17 protein-coding genes are annotated in these 17,733 nt (G+C 67.0%); 11 read left to right on the top strand and 6 right to left on the bottom strand.

Annotation, left to right across the window (positions count from 1 at the left end; genetic code table 11):
- Positions 1-20 precede the first annotated feature (20 nt).
- The 5 genes from LDB29_RS17845 to LDB29_RS17825 all read right to left on the bottom strand — a co-directional run bounded on the left by LDB29_RS17845 (position 21) and on the right by LDB29_RS17825 (position 4,458).
- Positions 21-773 carry a response regulator transcription factor gene (locus LDB29_RS17845; protein ID WP_025550792.1) on the bottom strand — a complete coding sequence of 251 codons (753 nt, stop codon included), beginning with the start codon at positions 771-773 and terminating at the stop codon, positions 21-23.
- 343 nt (positions 774-1,116) lie between these two features.
- Positions 1,117-1,800, bottom strand: coding sequence for a PIG-L deacetylase family protein (locus LDB29_RS17840; RefSeq protein ID WP_061934912.1), 684 nt, complete (start codon positions 1,798-1,800; stop codon positions 1,117-1,119).
- Positions 1,801-1,803: 3 nt separating this feature from the next.
- Entirely contained in the window at positions 1,804-2,718 is a 915-nt protein-coding gene (locus LDB29_RS17835) for a formyltransferase family protein (RefSeq protein WP_048577224.1), read from the bottom strand.
- On the bottom strand, positions 2,681-3,277 hold the full coding sequence (locus LDB29_RS17830) for a sugar transferase (RefSeq protein WP_061934914.1): 597 nt from the start codon (positions 3,275-3,277) through the stop codon (positions 2,681-2,683). The genes LDB29_RS17835 and LDB29_RS17830 overlap by 38 nt, the downstream gene beginning before the upstream one ends.
- Positions 3,274-4,458 carry a glycosyltransferase family 4 protein gene (locus LDB29_RS17825; RefSeq protein ID WP_257555120.1) on the bottom strand — a complete coding sequence of 395 codons (1,185 nt, stop codon included), beginning with the start codon at positions 4,456-4,458 and terminating at the stop codon, positions 3,274-3,276. Before LDB29_RS17825 ends, LDB29_RS17830 begins: the two co-directional genes overlap by 4 nt.
- Before the next feature lie 402 nt (positions 4,459-4,860).
- Between LDB29_RS17825 and LDB29_RS17820 the strand changes: the two genes are divergently transcribed.
- From LDB29_RS17820 to LDB29_RS17770, 11 genes are all read left to right on the top strand, one after another.
- Positions 4,861-6,999 (top strand): polysaccharide biosynthesis protein, encoded by a 2,139-nt coding sequence (locus LDB29_RS17820; RefSeq protein ID WP_061934918.1) that lies wholly within the window; start codon positions 4,861-4,863, stop codon positions 6,997-6,999.
- A 15-nt stretch (positions 7,000-7,014) separates the two neighbouring features.
- Positions 7,015-8,271, top strand: a complete 1,257-nt coding sequence (locus LDB29_RS17815) for a DegT/DnrJ/EryC1/StrS aminotransferase family protein (protein ID WP_257555119.1) — start codon at positions 7,015-7,017, stop codon at positions 8,269-8,271.
- Entirely contained in the window at positions 8,268-9,110 is an 843-nt protein-coding gene (locus LDB29_RS17810; protein WP_044660467.1) for a sulfotransferase, read from the top strand. Before LDB29_RS17815 ends, LDB29_RS17810 begins: the two co-directional genes overlap by 4 nt.
- Positions 9,111-9,282: 172 nt before the next feature.
- Positions 9,283-9,858, top strand: coding sequence for a polysaccharide biosynthesis/export family protein (locus tag LDB29_RS17805; RefSeq protein WP_025550778.1), 576 nt, complete (start codon positions 9,283-9,285; stop codon positions 9,856-9,858).
- A gap of 53 nt (positions 9,859-9,911) precedes the next feature.
- Positions 9,912-11,096, top strand: coding sequence for an outer membrane beta-barrel protein (locus tag LDB29_RS17800; protein ID WP_257555118.1), 1,185 nt, complete (start codon positions 9,912-9,914; stop codon positions 11,094-11,096).
- 161 nt (positions 11,097-11,257) lie between these two features.
- Positions 11,258-12,367 (top strand): glycosyltransferase family 4 protein, encoded by a 1,110-nt coding sequence (locus LDB29_RS17795; protein WP_025550776.1) that lies wholly within the window; start codon positions 11,258-11,260, stop codon positions 12,365-12,367.
- Positions 12,368-12,369: 2 nt separating this feature from the next.
- The gene (locus LDB29_RS17790) at positions 12,370-13,227 is read left to right on the top strand and encodes a sulfotransferase domain-containing protein (protein ID WP_257555117.1); all 858 of its coding nucleotides are present in this window, start codon (positions 12,370-12,372) and stop codon (positions 13,225-13,227) included.
- A 1-nt stretch (position 13,228) separates the two neighbouring features.
- On the top strand, positions 13,229-14,362 hold the full coding sequence (locus LDB29_RS17785; protein WP_257555116.1) for a glycosyltransferase family 4 protein: 1,134 nt from the start codon (positions 13,229-13,231) through the stop codon (positions 14,360-14,362).
- Positions 14,353-15,069, top strand: a complete 717-nt coding sequence (locus tag LDB29_RS17780; protein ID WP_025550772.1) for a metallophosphoesterase — start codon at positions 14,353-14,355, stop codon at positions 15,067-15,069. The genes LDB29_RS17785 and LDB29_RS17780 overlap by 10 nt, the downstream gene beginning before the upstream one ends.
- A complete protein-coding gene (locus LDB29_RS17775; protein ID WP_257555115.1) occupies positions 15,066-16,049 on the top strand; it encodes an ATP-grasp domain-containing protein in 984 nt (327 codons plus the stop codon). Before LDB29_RS17780 ends, LDB29_RS17775 begins: the two co-directional genes overlap by 4 nt.
- The gene (locus LDB29_RS17770; protein ID WP_257555113.1) at positions 16,046-16,924 is read left to right on the top strand and encodes an NAD(P)-dependent oxidoreductase; all 879 of its coding nucleotides are present in this window, start codon (positions 16,046-16,048) and stop codon (positions 16,922-16,924) included. Before LDB29_RS17775 ends, LDB29_RS17770 begins: the two co-directional genes overlap by 4 nt.
- Positions 16,925-17,113: 189 nt before the next feature.
- On the opposite strand, the gene LDB29_RS17765 is transcribed toward LDB29_RS17770, so the two are convergent.
- Positions 17,114-17,683: an outer membrane protein assembly factor BamE gene (locus tag LDB29_RS17765; RefSeq protein ID WP_037481813.1), complete on the bottom strand. Its 570-nt coding sequence runs from the start codon at positions 17,681-17,683 to the stop codon at positions 17,114-17,116.
- Between the last annotated feature and the right edge of the window lie 50 nt (positions 17,684-17,733).

Genomic DNA, 17,733 nt, shown 5'->3' with positions numbered 1-17,733 from the left:
ATGCCTCAGGAATGCGCGGATCAGGCGCGGCTTGCGACGCCCGCCATCTCCAGCACCGGCAGTTGCGCCGGATGGGGAATGGCGACGGGCAGTTCGGGTTCGACTTCCGTCACGCGCCCGCGCATGCCGTGATTGGCCGCCCAGATCGCCGCCTGGGTCCGGTTCTTGACGCGCAGCTTGCGCAGCACGGCCTTCACATGGACCTTCACCGTCGCCTCGCTGATGTCCATCCGCTTGGAGATGACCTTGTTCGGGCATCCCATGATGAGCCAGCGCAGGATTTCCAGTTCCCTGTCGGACAGGCAGGCCGCATCCACCGGGCGTTCGACTTCCAGGGCATCGGTCAGGCTGGGCCGGGATTGCAGTTCGTCCGCCAGTTGCGGTGGAAGGACGCGCTCACCCATGGCCACCAGCCGCAGCGTCGCCACCAGCCGGTCGCAGGAGATTTCCTTGACGATATAGGCCAGAGCCCCCAGCCGGAACGCCTTCAGCATGATCTGGAAATCGAATCGGTCGGATAGAAGGACAAGGTAGGAACAGGGAAAACGTTTCTGCAGAACCGACAGCGTCTCGACATCCATCGCGTCGGTTCCGTCGTCGATCAGCAACAGGGATGGTTCGGTATCTTCTTCCGGCACCTCGACTTGCTGAAGCACCGTAGCCACGTTGGGATATTGGGTTACACGGAAATCCCGTTCCATCAGGATGCGGCTAAGCCCCTCCCGAACGATCGCATTACCGCACAACAGACGCACATTAACTGGGTAAGACATTGGGTGGTCCCCTCATGATCTCTTCTACGTCCGTAAGCAGGCCCCAAACGGAATGTAGAAGACCAGTAATCAAATGCCTGTAGTGCGACCCTTTCTTTTCGTTTCAACAACTTATCAGTAACATATTTGTGCCGTGAGAGTCCCCGAATGTACAATGGAAATTTCGGGTGCGCGCGACAAGGCGTTAACACATTGTTAAGTTGCTGAATTTTTCTTACCACTTGTGCAATATGCTGCGCCAGCGGCAGTCAAACTTACCACTTTGGTGGTATCGCAAACGGTCTAGGGGCCCGTTGCCACATCGTTTCGCAAATGAAGCGATTCGCTCGCGAAGTAACACATGTTAATTAATTTGTCGAACCAGAACAAAAGCTTCAGCGGCGGAACGATAGACGGTTGCGCCACGTAGCGTCGCGAGGGCGCGAATGGCCTCTATGGACCGCTCGTCGGGGCTGGCTTTCACCTGCGTCCGGAACGCCTGGAAGGCGGCGATCTTTCGTTCGATCGTCTCGCTGATGTCCACGAAAATGTTCGGAATGAAGGCGGGCGTGACGCCGGGGGCGAGCCAGTTGGTTTCCGATAACGTCTCATAGGCCATAACGCAGCTCGGCCCGCCGGGCCCACGCGGCCGGGCATGGACCAGCGCTGCGTTGAAGACGATCTGATGATCGAGGTGGATGTCCCCGATGAAGGGGATCAGCAGCAGGTCGGGCTCGATCCGCGACAGCGCCTCCGACAGCGCCGCATTGAGTTCGCTTCGCCTGATCTGATCCAGCCCGGCCGCCGGGAAATCCAGGAACCGTGTGTCTGCCACGCCGATCATCCCGTGGGCGCGCAGGGTTTCGGAGCGTATCTGCCGCACCAGCTCTTCGTCGAACAGCGGCGGCTGGCCGCGGGTGACGACGACGACATGCACCTCCGCCCCAGCGGATGCCGCCCGCGCCATGGTGCCGCCGCATCCCAATATCTCATCGTCGGGATGGGGCGCGACGACCGCGATCCGGCGGGCGTTGAACGGCAGCGACATCGGCTAATCCCCCAAAATGGCGTGAAGCTTGGGCGGCTTGTCCGGGCCGCTCCATTGCGTGACGATAAGGGCGGTGGCCTGACCGCAGAGCACGGTGAAGCCGTCCGCCGTCCGCGCCACGACCTGTCCGGGCAGGGCCGCGTGACGCCCGCCCATGTCCGACGGCGCCGCCGCCCAGATCCGGAGGTCCGCGCCGCCAAGCCGGGTGAAGGCGCCGGGATAGGGGCGGCCCGTTGCGCGGATCAGGCGCAATATGTCGCCGGCCGGCCGCCGCCAGTCGATCAGCCCGTCCGCCGGGGTCCGGCGCGCGGCCCAGGTGGCGCAGCTTTCGTCCTGGACCATGCGTGGCATCTCCCCAGCCGCGATCCGTTCCAGCGCACGGTCGAGCATGACGGCCAGCGCCCGCATATGCTTGGCGTAGAGGGTCGCCGCCGTTTCGTCCGGCGCGACATGGAAATATTGCTGGTCGACTATGTCGCCCGTGTCCGTCCCCGCATCGATCCAGAACAGCGTTCCCGCCGTGATCGGTTCCTGCTGCAATATCGTCCAGGGAATGGCCGCGCGGCCGCGCAACCGGGGCAGGGCGGCAGGATGATAGCCGATCACCCGGTCGCGAAAGAGCGCGCGAAAGGCGGTCCCGCAAATCTGCGACCAGCCCATGACGAAGGCGATGTCCGCGCCCGCGTCCCGGATGGCGGACAGCGATTCCTCCCGGTTGATATTGTCGACATGGATGACCGGGCAGCCCCGTTCCCGCGCCGCCGGCCGCAGGTCGACATGATCCGAATGGCGCCCGGCCAGAGCGGGATCGAGCGTGACGATGGCGGCCATGTCCCATGCCGGGTGGCGGGCGATCGCTTCGAAGGCGATCCGGGTGGTTTCAACTGCCCCGATGAGGAGGGCGCGCTTCGTCGGCATGCCAGTCGATCCTTTTTTCACCCCCGACCACCACCAGCAGCGTGCGGGCGATGATCTGCGCGTCGAGGCGGGCGCTGCGGTGCCGCACATAGCGGAGGTCGAAGCGCAGCTTTTCCTCGATGGTCAGCAACGTGTTGCCGCTGACCTGCGCCAGACCCGTCAGGCCGGGCCGCACCCTGCCGCGCTCCACGCCGTCGCGCCCCATGGCGGCGATGCTGTGGGGCAGCAGCGGCCGGGGGCCTATGAAATCCATGTCCCCCCGCGCGATGTTGATCAGTTCGGGCAGCTCGTCCAGCCGGAAGCGGCGCAGGAACTGCCCAACAGCCGTGACCCGCCGGGCGTCGGGCAGCAAGGCCCCGTCGCTGTCGCGCAGGTCGCGCATGCTGCGGAACTTGATCATGGCGAAGGGCCGGCCGCCCAGGCCGCTTCGGACCTGACGGAACAGCACCGGCCGCCCCAGGCAGAGCAGCACCAGCAGGGACAGCATCAGCAGCAGGGGGGCAAGCAGCGCGAAAAGGCCGACCGCCAGCAATCCCGCCGGGCGCAGACAGGCGGTCATGCGCGCTCCGGCACCAGCAGCGCGGGCGGAGGCGCTGGCATGGGCATCGCACTGGCCGCACCGCGCAATTGCATGATGTCCAGCAGCATGGCGTTCACCTTGTCCACATCATAGATGTCGACCGCCGTCCGCCGGGCGGCGGCGGCCATGGCCGCGACACGCCGTGGATGGGCGATCATCGTTTCCATGGCGGCCGCCAGCGCGGCCCCGTCGCGGGGCGGCACGAGCAGGCCGTTGACGCCATGCCGGATCGGCTCGCGGCAGCCGGGCATGTCTGTGGTGATGACGGGCCGCCCGGTCGCCAGCGCCTCCAATATCGTGCGCGGCAGGCCCTCCCGGTAGAAGGACGGCAGCACGAACGCATGGGCGGACGCGATGAAGGGCCGCACGTCACGCGTCTCCGGCAGGAATTCGATCAGCCCCGCCGCGCGCCATTGGTCGAGATCGGCGGCGGTGTAGCCGGTCGGATTTTCCGTCTCCGGCCGGGTCAGCAGCAGGAAACGCACGTCGGGGCGCCGAGCCCGGACGATCCGTGCGGCATCGACATATTCGCCCACGCCCTTGTCGCGCATCAGGCGACCCATCATCAGGAAGGTGAAGGGCCCTTCCGGCAGCGCCTGCTCGGCAAAATGGCGCACGTCGATGCCCGAACCGGGAACCTGCATCACCCGCTGCGACGGCGAAACGATCCCGCTTTCGCGCATCAGCCGATGATCGTCGCCGTTGAAGACGAAGATGCAGCGCGCCCGGGCGACGCCGATCCGGTAGAGCCGGGACACGACGGCGCGCAGCCAGCGGCGCTCATCCGCCTCCTCGCTGAACACATAGCCAAGGCCGCTCATGATCGCGAAATAGCGCGCCCGGCTCCACAGCCGTGCCGCCAGACCGCCATAGATGATCGGCTTCTGCGTGTAGGCGACCACCACATCGGGCCGCTCGGCCCGCATCAGCCGCCGGTAATGCAGCAAGGTGCGCGCATCGTGCAGCGGGTTGGTGCCCGCCCGCGCCATCGGCGTACGGCGGAAGCGCACGCCCATCTGCGCCAGCCTTTCCAGCACCTCCGGCTCCTCGTCCGGGGCGCAGGCGACGACCTCATGCCCCTCCCCGATCATCCGGGCGATCAGCGCCCCGCGGAAATTGATCAGCGACCAGGACAGGCTGGAGAGGATCACGACTTTCACGGCGCTTATGCCCTCCGGTTTTCCATATGTTGCTGCGCACGACCCCACCGCCGCTTCAGGCGGGCGGACAGATCCAGTTCTTGAAGACAGCTATCACAGCCCGCCCCGCAGCCCGGCGGTGCATCGGTAGATTACCCCTTTGAGGCAATCCGCCTCCCCTCCGCGCCCGCCAGCCCCTGTCGTCCGGCGCCATCGAGCCTGTGGCATAGCCCCAATGGGCGGAAGGGCGCGCCGGTCGGGTTGCGCATGGGATAAAGGATAGTGTCCGCTCGACCGATTACCGCGATGCACCCGTTCCGATAGCCTTGGCGCCACCGTCGGTTGCGGACGGCATGCAGGGTGGCGCCTCCAGGCAGCCCTCCGCCCCCGCAACCGGCGGACCATGGACTCGGAGACATCGGAATGCCGAACATCGCATCAGCCAGGCCGGACGGGCAGGACAGCGTTGCGCAAACGCCGCCCGCCGCCATGCTCCTGCGACTGGACGCAGCCGCGCGCGCCTTCGCCGCGCGGGGCGCCACGCGCTTCTGGGCGATCAGGCTGGCCGTCATCCTGGCGCTGGACGCGCTGATCATGCTGGGCAGCTTCGTGCTTTCCCGGCTGATCCTGTCCGACCTGCCCATGCCCCGGACGCTCCTGGAACCCTGGTTCATGGCCCTGTTCGTCGGCGTGAACCTCAGCGTCCTGTTCGTCGTCGGCACCTATCGGCAAAGCTGGCGCTTCCTGTCCATCGGCGACGCGCTGTCGCTGGCGGCCAGCCTGCTCGCCAGCAGTTGGCTCATATGGATGATCACCGCGGGATTGCTGGTGCCGCAGAAGATGATGCGCGGGCCCATGACCGTCTTCCTGACCGTCGACGTGCCGCTGACCGTCGCGGCGCTGCTGGCCGTGCGCGTGCTGCGGCGGCAGTTCTTCAAGCATGTCCGCTCCGCGCGGCTCCGCCGGACAGTGCAGGCGCGCCGGCGCATCCTCCTGCTCGGCGAACTGGACTGGGCGCGGGTCATGGCGGACCTTGTCCCCACCGACGCCCATTCGGGCCTGGAGATCGTCGGCGTCATCTCCTTCGACGGGCATGAGCGGCGGCTGCATGTCGGCGGACTGCCGATATTGGGCTCGCCCGAGATGCTCCCCCGGATCGTCGCGGACCTCGACCGCGCAGGCCGGCGGCCAGTCAGCCTGGTGGTGCAGGAAAGCAGCGAGCGGCTCGACCGGCAGCAGATATTGCGCATCGCGGCGCTGGCGGAGCAGGAAAATCTGGTGGTCTCCCGCTTCCGCAATCCCTGGACCAGCGCCCAGCCGCTGAGCGGCGACCGAATGGCGATAGAGAAGATGCCGCTCGCGGAATTGCTGGGGCGGCCGGAAATCACGGTGCAGCACAGCTATCTGGAACGTGTCGTCACCGGCGCGCGGATCATGGTGACAGGCGCGGGCGGCACCATCGGCGGCGAACTGGTGCGCCAGCTTGCCTATTACGCCCCGGCGGAGATCGTGCTGCTCGATCACAGCGAATATAATCTCTACGCCATAGAGATGGAGGCGCGGGAGAAATTCCCCCATGTCCGCTTCCACGCCGAACTCTGCTCGATCCGCCAGCGCCCCGCGCTCTGGCAGGTGTTCGAGCGGCGGCGGCCGGAGATCGTCTTCCATGCCGCCGCGCTGAAGCATGTGCCGATGGTGGAGGCCAATCCCTGCGCCGGGGTGCATACGAACGTTCTGGGCACGCGCAATGTCGCGGACGCGGTCTGCGAATTCGAAGCCCGCGCGATGATTCAGATTTCGACCGACAAGGCGGTAAACCCCGTTGGCCTGATGGGCGCGACCAAGCGGCTGGGCGAGCTATACTGCCAGGCGCTCGACCTGATCGGCAGTTGCGATCCGGACAGTCCGCGTTTCCTGACGGTGCGCTTCGGCAATGTGCTGGGGTCCAGCGGCTCGCTGATCCCGTTGTTCCAGCAGCAGCTCGCCAGCGGCAAGCCGCTGACCGTCACCCATCCCGACATCGAACGCTTCTTCATGACGGTGCAGGAGGCGGTGCTGCTGATCCTGCAAAGCAGCGCCCGCGCGTTGGAGACGGATTCGGAACGCGGCACCATCTTCGTCCTCGACATGGGCGAGCCGGTGAAGATCGTGGAGATCGCGCGCCGCGTCATCCGCATGGCCGGGCTGCGGCCGGAAATCGACGTGCCGATCAAGTTCATCGGGCTTCGTCCCGGCGAAAAGCTGTTCGAGGAGCTGTTCGACAGCAGCGAGGACAAGATCGAAAGCGCCATTCCCGGCATTTTCGAGGCCATGCCCTCCCCCATCCCGCTGGAGATGCTGGTGGAGGGCTTCGCCCAGCTTGCCCGGTTGATCGCGGCGGGCGACGCGGATGAGCTGGTGCGGCTGACGCATGAGATGGTCGCGGCCTCCGCCAGTTCGCGCTGGGCGGAGATATTGCGGCGGCTGGCGGCGGAAAGTTCCGACACGCTGCTGATGATGCCGCCGCGCCCCACGGACATTCCAGCCGTCCTGTCCTCGCCGCTGCCGCGCGATGTCGCCTGACTTTTTGGGGGAACAATGATGCAAGCCGCGCCTGCCCAAGCCCAGATTCCGCCCCAGCTTCCGCTCCGCCTCAGTCCGCTCGATCATGCCGCGCTGCGTTGGCCGCAGCATGAGCCCGACGAGATCGCGGCGGTGACGCGGGTTCTGGAGACCGGGCGGGTCAATGCCATGGTCCATGGCGAGCAAAACCGCGCCTTCGAGGCCGAGTTCGCGGCATTTTGCGGCATGCCCCACGGCATCGCGGTCAGCAACGGCACGGTCGCGCTGGAACTGGCGCTGCGGGCCTTGGGCGTCGGCGCTGGAGACGAGGTGATCCTGCCCTCGCGCAGCTTCTTCGCCAGCGCGGCCTGCATCGTCGCGGTCGGCGCAACGCCGGTCTTTGCCGACATCGATCCGGTCAGCAACAATATCGACCCGGAATCCGCCCGCCGCATGCTGTCGCCGCGCAGCCGGGCGATAATATGCGTGCATCTGGCGGGCTGGCCCTGCGACATGACGGCGCTGCGCGCGCTGGCCGATGAACGCGGCCTGTGGCTGGTCGAGGATTGCGCGCAGGCGCATGGCGCGACCCTTCACGACCGGGCCGTGGGCAGCTTTGGGGATGCCGCCGCTTTTTCCTTCTGCACCGACAAGATCATGTCCACCGGCGGGGAAGGCGGCATGCTCCTGCTGCGGCAGGAAACGCACTGGAAACGGGCCTGGGCCTATAAGGACCATGGCAAGAATCCGGACAAATTCTTCGCGCCGGCCACGACGAACGGCTTTCGCTACCTGCACGACAGCTTCGGCAGCAACTGGCGGATGACGGAGATGCAAGCCGCCATCGGGCGGGCGCAGCTTGCCAAGCTGCCCAGTTGGCTGGCCGCCCGCCGTCGCAACGCCGCGACCCTCATGCGGCTGCTGCGCGCCAATCGGGCGGTGGAGGTGCCCGAAATTCCGGCCGAGGTCGGTCACGCCTTCTACCGGCTCTATGTGACCATCGCCGCCGACCGGCTGGGGGAGACGGGAACCACGCCGATCATAGGCCGTATGGCGCAGATGGGCATGCCCGTGGGCAGCGGTTCCTGCGCCGACATGACGGGCGAAGCCGCCTTTGCGGACCGACAGGTGCGCCGCGACGGCGCCCTGCCGGTGGCGCAGGATCTTGGCCGCCGCAGCATCGCCTTTCCGGTCGACCATCTGCTGGACGAAGGCGACATGCATCGCCTCGCCAACTGCCTGGAGATCGCCATGGCGGAACTGCCATCCGGACGAAGAGGGGAAAGAGGATGACCAACGACCGCCTGCCGCATTTCGTCATCATCGGCGCCGTCAAGGGCGCGACGACCTGGATCCACAACCAGCTTCAGGACAACCCGGCCATCTACCTGCCCGCGCCGGAGCCGCATTTCTTCAGCCAGGACCATGCGCGCGGCCTGGACCATTACCGCCGTTTCTTCGATGGCGCCCGGCCCGACCAGATGCTGGGGGAAAAGTCCGCCGATTATCTCGCCCATCCGGACGCGCCCGCCCGTCTCGCCGCCGTCCTGCCCAGGGCGCGACTGGTGGTGCAGCTCCGCAATCCGGTCGACCGCGCCTATTCGGATTACAAGATGCTGTTCCGGCGCGGCACGGTGACGAAGGGGCCGGAACATTATCTGGACGGGCGGCCAAGCGACCAGCCGCGCTTTCTGGAGGACGGGCTTTACGCCAGGCATCTGCGCCGCTGGCTCACGCATTTCGATGCCGAGCAGATCAAGGTGCTGCTGTTCGAGGACGTGAAGGCCGCGCCGGAAGCGAGCGTCGCCATCGTCAGCGACCATATCGGCGCCCCCTGCCATTATTCGACGCAGGTGGGTGCCGACCCGCGCAACGACAGCAGCGAAAGATTCCTGCCCCTGCCCGTGCGCACCGCATTGGCGCCATTGAAGGAAGCGGTGCGGCCCCTGCGCGGCAATGCGATGTTCGAAAAGGTGCGCGGCATGTTCGCGCGGCAGATCGCCTATCCGCCCCTGCCGGCGATGCTCCGCCAGCGGATGGTCGATTATTATGCGCGGGACATCGCCGATCTGGAGGAGCTGATCGGACGGGACCTCAGCCATTGGAGGCAGGATAGGAAACTGGCTGCCTGACGGTAGCTGCTCCTGCCTTCAGGAGCACGATATGGCAGGCACGCCTCCTTCGTATCATCCCCAAAGCGCTCCGGCTCTCGCCCCTTTTTGCCCGTCCGCCAGCCGTTATTGCCCGCCCCTGAATCAGCCAAAGGGCTTAAACTTCCGCCCTATCCATCCAGAGGGGACACAGATGCGCAACCGGCTTCATCATGGCCTTTTCCTTGGCCTTTTCGCCCTGACGACGGCTTGTTCGAGCGGGCTGTCGGGCCTGGCCAGCCTTCCGCCCGCGCCGACCGTGGCCTATCGCCTGGGCGCGGGGGACGAGGTGCGGGTGGCGATTCCGGGCCTCAGCGGGACCGACTCCGGCGACAGCAGCTACACGATCAACGATCGGGGACAGATTTCCCTGCCGGTGCTGGGCGATGTCGACGCGGGCGGCAAGACGGTGCCGGAATTGCAGGCCAGCATTGCCCAGCAATTGACCCAGCGCCAGTTGCTCAATGCGCCCACCGTCAGCGTGCAGCCGGTGAAGCTGCGCCCCTTCTATGTGCTGGGCGAGGTGAAGAGTCCCGGCGAATATCAATATCGCGCGGGCATGTCGGTGCTGGCGGCGGTATCGGTTGCGGGCGGATACACCTTTCGCGCCGAACAGGGCAGCGTCGCCATCACCCGCATGGTCGACGGGCGGCAGGTGGTCGGCCGCGCGGGCGAGCGGGACATGATCCAGCCGGGCGACACGCTGCGCATCTATGAGAAGTGGTTTTGATGCGCCGCCCGGCATTTGGTCCGGCCTCGGGGGGCGCGGCCGCCCTCTTGCTGATGGCTGCCCTGCCTGACGCCCAGGCGCAGGACATGGACGCTTCCGACCCGTTGCAGGGCGAACCCGCCGCGCTGTTCGAACCGACGCCGCTGGCGCTGGGCAGCGCGACCGTCAGGATCGGCGGCAGCGCCCGGCTGGAATATGACAGCAATATCTATGCCCAGGCCTTTGGCGAGAAGGACGATTTCCGCCTTCAGTTCCGCCCCTATGTCGACCTGCTGCGCAAGGGCGGCGCATTGGAGCTGACCGCCCGGGCCGAGGGGGATTTCCGCAAATATTTCCAGTATGACAAGGAAGATGCGGTGGGCGGGCGCCTGTCGGCCGGGCTGAACTGGAACCCGTCGGCCGCCAACCGGCTGAACGTCGCCGCCGGTTGGCAACATATCATAGAGGATCGAGGCGAGCCGGAGGGCAACACCCTGCCCGGCATCGGCCCGCGCGAACTCAATCTGGTGGAGGGCGACCTGTCCTATCTGCATCAGGGTTCGCGTATCGGATTTCTGTTCAAGGCGACCGGCGCGCGGATGCGCTACACCCGCGCCATAGACGAGGAGCGCGACCTGGATGCCGTCGGCGGCCTTGCGCGGGTGATGCTGCGCGTGTCGCCGCTGACGAGCCTCTTCGTGGAGGGCGTCGCGGCGCATCGCGATTTCCGGCTGGCCCCCGTGCCAGGCCAGTTCAACCGCGATGCGTCGACCTATGGCGGCCGGGTCGGCATCGCAATCGATCCGGGCGGCACGCTGCGCGGCGATGCCGCGGTGGGCGTCTATCGCCTCGACGCGAAGGACAGGCGGATCGAATCGCAAACCCGCATGTCGGTGCAGATCGGGCTGACCTATGCCCCTCGCCCGCGCACCACCATCACGCTGGACGGCTTCGTCGGCAATGTCGCCACCTACAGGACCGGGGTGCAATCGCGTGAGGACATGCGCTTCCGGCTCGGCATAAACCAGGAAATCCGCCACAATCTGAGGGGGCGGCTGGGGATTCTCTACCGCCGCAGCAAATATTTCGGCGTCGACGACACCGACAATCTCTATGGCGTCACCGGCGAACTGGAATATGCCGTCAACCGCCGGGTCGCCATCGCGGCGACAGCGCGCTTTTCCAAACGCGACAGCAGCGTCGCGCTGGACGAATTCGACCGCACCCGCGCCGGGCTTGAACTGCGCATCCATTATTGACGCGCAGCCGTGCCGGGGTGGGACAGGACTGATCCAAAGCGCCACCCCCTAACCCCTTCGCGCAATGGACTCGGGATCGCCCGCCAAAGACACTGGCCCCGCATAACAGCGTGATTATACAGGACCCCGCCGCCATGCTGGTAAGAGCATCCAGGCCACCCATGCTCGCCTTCGTCCTTCCGGGGCTGGGCGCCGGCGGGTCGGAACATATCGTCAGCCTGCTGTGCAACCATTTCGCGGCGCAGGGCTGGAGCATCACCCTGATCGTGTTCGAGGAGCCGTCCGCCCCCTCCTATTACGCCTATCATCCGGAGGTGCGGATCGTCAGGCTGGGCATGAAGTCCCGCCGGCGCGCCGCCGCGACCGGTGCATTGGCGATGCTGCGGCGGCAGAGGCTGCTGAGGCGGGCGCTGAAGGCGGTGCGGCCGGAACTGGTCGTGAGCTTCCTGACGCGCACCAACATCCTTTCCGTGCTGGCCGCGCGGTCGCTGCATATCCCCGTGATCGTGTCGGAACGCAACAATCCCGCGCTCCAGACCGTAGGGCCGGTCTGGAGCCGGCTGCGGCAGATGACTTATCCCCATGCCGTGGGCCTTATCACCATGACGCAAGGGGCGATGGACTGGTTCAGGGGCGCCATGGACGTGAAGGGATGGGTGATCCCCAATCCGGTGCCGCCTGCCGGCGCCGCGCCGGATCGCCGGTCGGACGGCCGCACTATCGGAGCCGTGGGGCGTCTGGTGCCGCAAAAGGGCTTCGACCTGCTGCTGGACGCCTTTGCCCATGTGGCGCAACGCATTCCCGACTGGAAGCTGGTGATCTGGGGCGAGGGGCCGGAGCGCGCGGCGCTGGAGCGGCAGCGCGACCGGCTGGGCCTGGCCGGTCGGGTCAGCCTGCCCGGCGTGACGGAAAGGCCGGGCGACTGGATTCCCCAGACCGACCTGTTCGTCCTCTCCTCCCGCTTCGAAGGCTGGGGCATCGTCGTGGGCGAGGCCATGGGCGCGGGCCTGCCGGTCGTCTCCTTCGATTGCCAATGGGGTCCGGCCGAAATGATCGGGCATGGCCGAAGCGGCCTGCTGGTGCCCAATGGCGACGGCGCGGCGCTGGGCGACGCCATCGTGGCATTGTGCGCCGACCCGGCGCGGCGCGCGGCGCTGGGACAGGCGGCGCGGGAGCGGATGGCCGATTTCGGCCATGATCGGGTGCTTGCCCGCTGGCAGTCGGTCATCACCAGCATTCTCGACCATCATCGCGTGAGGGCAGGATCATGAACATGATGTCGCTGAAGGGCTTTGCGCGGGCGATGCGTCGGCGGCTGCGGGACGAACCGCCATTGCGGCTGGCGGCGGCGCGGGCCGACGCCTTTCTCGTGTCCTACCCCAAGAGCGGGCGGACATGGCTGCGCTACCTGCTCTCCTGCTATTTCGCGGAAAGCGCGAAGCTGGGCTTCGAGCCCGATCTTACCAGCACCTTCCGCATCCTGCCCAATTTCGACCGCGATCCGGTGCGCGGCATCGACGCCTTCATCGGGCGGGCGGGCAAGGCCGAGCTGCCGCTGATCCTGGTCAGCCACCTGCCCTATCGCGAGCGGCTGTTCCTCGACCGGCCGGTCCTGTTCCTGGTCCGCGATCCGCGCGACGTGATCGTGTCCGCCTATTTCCACGCGACCCGGCACAAGCATAGCTTTTCCGGCGACATGGCGGCTTTCCTCGATGAGCCCAAATATGGGATGGCGGCGCTCACCGGCTATCTGAACGGCTGGGCGGCGGGGCTGGCGGGGCGACCGCATCACCTGATCAGCTATGAGCATATGCTGGCCGAACCGATGCCGACCGCCGCCGCCATCCTCGCCTTTCTGGGTGTCGAGCCGCAGGCCGACATGCTCGCCCGCGCCGTGGCCGCCGCGCAGTTCGACCGGATGCGCGACAAGGAGCGGGAAAGCGGCATTCCGGGCCATGATTATGACCGTCAGGACGACCAGAGCCTGCGCATGCGCAGCGGCAAGGCAGGCGCCTTCGGCGAGTGGCTGAGGCCCGACCAGGCGGATCTGGTGCTGGAACGCTGCCGCGCCGACCTGTCGCCCCGCGCCCTGGCGCTGCTGGCGGCCACTGGCGTCGACCTGGCGCGCTGATATGCGCATCTGTTCGATCATCACCAGCTTTACGTCCGGCGGGGCAGAGATGCTGGTCTGCAATCTGGCGGAGGCCTTTGCGGGGGCCGGGCATCAGCCAGCGGTCCTTTCGCTGAGCGACGCCGCGCAGGTCGGCAATGCGCCGGATACCGAGGCGGCGATGATGGCGCGGGTGCGGGCTGGCGGCGCCACCGCCCTTTCCCTGGGACTCGCCAATCGCAACAATCTGCCCGGCGGGGCGCTGGCGCTGCGCCGCGCCTTGCGGACGATCCGGCCCGATGTGATCCACGCCCATAGCGCCCGCGCGCTCCTCCCCCTCGCCCTGGCCATGCCCGGCGTGCCGGTGGTGCTGACCCATCATAACAGCCGCCTCTCCTTTCCTCCGTCGGCCTTCGCCCTCTTCAACTGCATCGTCGACGGCTATGTCGCGATCAGCGACCAGTGCGAGGCGCTGCTGCGCGGCCATGCCCGCAAGCCGATCCGCATGATCCTGAACGCCGCCGGCGCCCGCTTCCGGACCGGGCAGCCGCGCGCAGCCGCCGGTCGCGATCCGATGATCCTCGCCGTAGGCACGGTGTCGGCGCAGAAGGATTATCCCACCCTGCTCCGCGCCGCCCGGCCGCTGGTGGATGCGCTGGCGGCGCGGGGCCGTTCCGCCCGCATCCGCATCGCCGGGGCGGGGCCGGAGTTCGGCCGGCTTGCGGTGCAGGCGGCTGGAGAACCGGTGGAACTGCTCGGCGCCCGAAGCGACGTCGACGCGCTGATGCGGCAGGCGGACCTGTTCGTGAACTGCTCGCTGTGGGAAGGCTTTCCCATCGCGATGATAGAGGCCGCGATGAGCGGCCTGCCCATCGTCGCGACTGCGGTGGCGGGCAACCGGGAAATGGTCTCTCCCGGCGTCAACGGCCAGCTCGTCCCGCCCTCCGATCCCGCCGCGCTGGCGCAGGCCATGGCGGATGTGCTGGGCGACGACGCCCGCTACGCCGCGCTGTCGCAGGGCGCTCTGCGGGTCGCCCGGCGCTTCTCCATCGAAAACTGCGCAGGGGCGCATCTCGACCTGTACCGGGAACTGATCGAAGCCCGCCGCCTCCGCTTCGCCCCGCCCTTGGCCCGGCCGGTGTCGCCATGCGAATAGCCGCGCTGACCGACATCCATGCGGCCAGCGACCCGCTGCAACTGGCCCTTACCGCCGCGCGGCGGGAGGGGTTCGACCGTATGCTGATCCTGGGCGACCTGCTGACCTATGGCGTGCAGCCGCTGGAAACGCTGGAACTGGTGCAGGGCGCGGCGGCGCGGGACGGCGCGATCCTGATCAGCGGCAATCACGACATGCTGTACAGGGGATCGCCCGCAGCAGAGAGCTATCGCGCTGCCCTGCCCGACTGGCTGCGCGAAAGCGTCGACTGGACCGCCGCCCATATCCCGCCGGGCGGCATGGCGGCCTTCGACTGGAGGGAAAGCTGGTCGCTGGGGCCACTGTTCGCCGCCCATGCCAATCCCTTCGACTATGGGGACTGGCGTTATATCCGCTCGACGCAGGAGGCGGAGGAAGCCGCCGCCGCGCTCGCGGCGCGAGGGTTCCTTTATGGCCTGTTCGGCCATGTTCACCGGCATCGCCGCTATGATTGCGCCGCCGCCACCATCTTCACCCTCGCCTCGCTCGGCCAACCGCGCGACGATGGGGACCGGACGCCCAAATGGGCGATGATCGAAGTCAGGGGAGATTTTGTGACCGTCGAAAGCCGCGACATCGATTTCGATCCGGAGGACCAGGTGCACGCCATCCGCGCCACCACCCTGTCCCCCGCCACGCAGGAGCGGCTCTGCCGGTTCTTCGCATGAAGGTCCTCGTCACCGGAGCCGGCGCGGTGCTGGGACAGGGCATCATCAAGTCGCTGCGGCAATCGGCGCTGGGCTGCCATGTGATCGCGGCCGATCCCAATCCGCTTTCCGCTGGCCTCTACTGGGCCGACGCCGCCTATCGCCTGCCCTTTGCCGACGACCCGGCCTTTGGCGACCGCATCCACCAGTTGCTGGACCGGGAGCGGCCGGACGTGGTGCTGGTCGGCACCGATGTGGAACTGTCCTGGTTCGCGGCGGAGCGGCGCCGGCTGGAGGCGCTGTTCGGCACGCATGTGCTGGTCAGCGATCCCCGCGTCGTCGCCATAGCGGACGACAAGCTGGAAACGGCGCGCTTCTTCGAAAGCGTCGGCCTGCCCCACCCCGCGTCCGCCGCGGCGGAGGATGGGGAAGCGGTGGAGGCGCTGATCGACAAGGCGGGCTTTCCGCTGGTGGTTAAGCCCCGGATCGGTGCGCGCTCGGTCGGCGTGTCGGTTGTGCATGACCGCACCGCACTGGCGTCGGCGCTGGAGGGACGCGGCGGACTCGTCGTGCAGCAATGCGTGGGCAGCGCCGATTGCGAATATACCGCCAGCACGCTCGTCTTCGACGGCGAGGTGCAGGCATCCATCGTGATGCGCCGCGACCTGCGCGACGGAAACACCTATCGCGCCTATATTGCCGATTATCCGGAACTGAACGCGCAGGTGCGGACGCTGGGGCGGGCGCTGCAACCCCATGGCCCCGCCAATTTCCAGTTCCGCACCGACGCCGACGGCACGCCCCGCGTGTTCGAGATCAACGCCCGATTTTCCGGCACGACGCCGCTGCGCGCCATGGCGGGCTTCAACGAGGTGGAGATGTGCGTGCGGAAACTGCTCCACGCCACCCCCATCGTGCAGCCGCCGGTTCGGTCGGGGGTCATATTGCGCTATTGGGACGAGATGTTCGTGCCGCAGGAGCGCATCGACAGGGTGCGATGAGCGACCGTGCCCCCCTGCTGGCGCTAACCGGCGGATCGGGCTTTGTCGGCAGTGCTTTCCTGCCCGCCGCGCGCCGCGCCGGCTGGCGCGTCCGTCATCTCGGCCGCCGACCGCCGCCGGAAGCCGATCCGGCGGATGAATGGGCGTTTCTCGACCTGATGGCGGTCGAGGGGGTGGATTTCTCCGGCTGCACGGCGCTGGTCCATCTTGCCGCACATATCCCGTCCGATCATGGCGACCCGGCCGAAGCGGAGCGTTGCTGGCGGATCAACGCGCTCGGCACGCTGAAACTGGCCGACGGGGCGATCCGGGCAGGTGTGCGGCGGATCATGCAGGCGAGCAGCGCCAATGCCTATGCGCCGGCTGCCCAGCCTCCGGACGAACATGCGCCCCTCTTTCCCGGCAGCAGGGGCTATTATCTCGGTTCGAAGGTCGCCCAGGAAATCTATGCGGCGGAACGCTGCCGGGGGGAGGATGTGCTGCTCCAGACGCTGCGGCTGGCATCGGTCTATGGGCCGGGCCAGCGAAGCGGCGCGCTGGCCGCGATGGCCGGGGCAGCCGTCAGCGGTGGGCCGATCCGCGTGCTTGGCGGCGGCGGGTTCGGAGCCGACCTCGTCCATGTCGACGATGTGGTGCGGGCCATGTTGCTGCTGCTCGGCAATGAGGAGGCAGGGCCTTTCAATGTCGGCAGCGGGGTCCGCACGACCATGGCGGAACTGGCGCAACTGCTGTCCAGGCAAACCGGTGCGCCGGTCGTTCATGAGGTTGAGGGAAGAGAGCAGGATTGGGGGTTTCCCGCCCTCAACATCGATCGGTTGCGGGCATTGGGCTACCGGCCGATGCGCTTGGCCGATGGTCTGCTCATGAAGGTGTAGGGTTGGAGAATGCCGCCCGCGACGGCCAGTTGCCGACCCAAGAGGACCGTTCGGGCTCAGCCAAGCCCGGCCGGAACCGGTCGCTTCCAGAGCGCGCTGCGCTAAATCGTATGCAGGCCGCGCGCTCCAAGCTTTTGTTGTCGCATCCTTTTATGCGCAAAACCGGTTCCCACTTTTGCACACGATGCTCTAGCTTCCGTTCGGACCGCCGCCGGTGTTGCTGCCGCCGCCTGCACCGCCCATGCCGCCGGCGCCCACCGCGCCGATATTGCCGAAAATCTCGTCGAACAGGCTGCGATGGCGGCCCAATGTCGGCGTCTTGTCGCCGGAAGGCGAGATTTTCGCGACCTGCTCCAGCCCCATGCGATCCACCGCCACGACATTGCCCGCCGCGTCGAAACGCACATGCAGCACGGTCTGCGACACCGGCTTGGGATTGGAAAAGGCGAGCGAGCGCATGTCGCGCGACACATAATACCAGTCCTGGTCGCCGAACTGCGCGACGAAGCTCGGCCGGCCCAACGTCCCTTCCACCGATGCGCGGTTGTCGATGCCGGGCTGGACCGAATCCACCAGCAGCTTGTCGACCTGATAGCCCTGATGGGTGCGGATGCGCGAACAGCCCGACGCGCCCAGCAGCAGCGCGCAAAGGCCTGCGCCAAGCAAAATCCGCCCGCTGCGGGATTGGCGGCTGAACTGGCGCATGAACTTCTCCTGCGGGGGCTTGCCCCGGACCTTGCCGAAAAACAAAGCCGCCATTGCATCGGGCGGCCGGGGCGATCAATATGGAAATGCGCGAGCCTCGGCAA

It is taken from the genome of Sphingobium sp. CFD-2, from assembly GCF_024611135.1.
Taxonomy (GTDB): Bacteria; Pseudomonadota; Alphaproteobacteria; order Sphingomonadales; family Sphingomonadaceae; genus Sphingobium; species Sphingobium fuliginis.
This window is presented reverse-complemented; position numbering and strand designations above follow the sequence as displayed.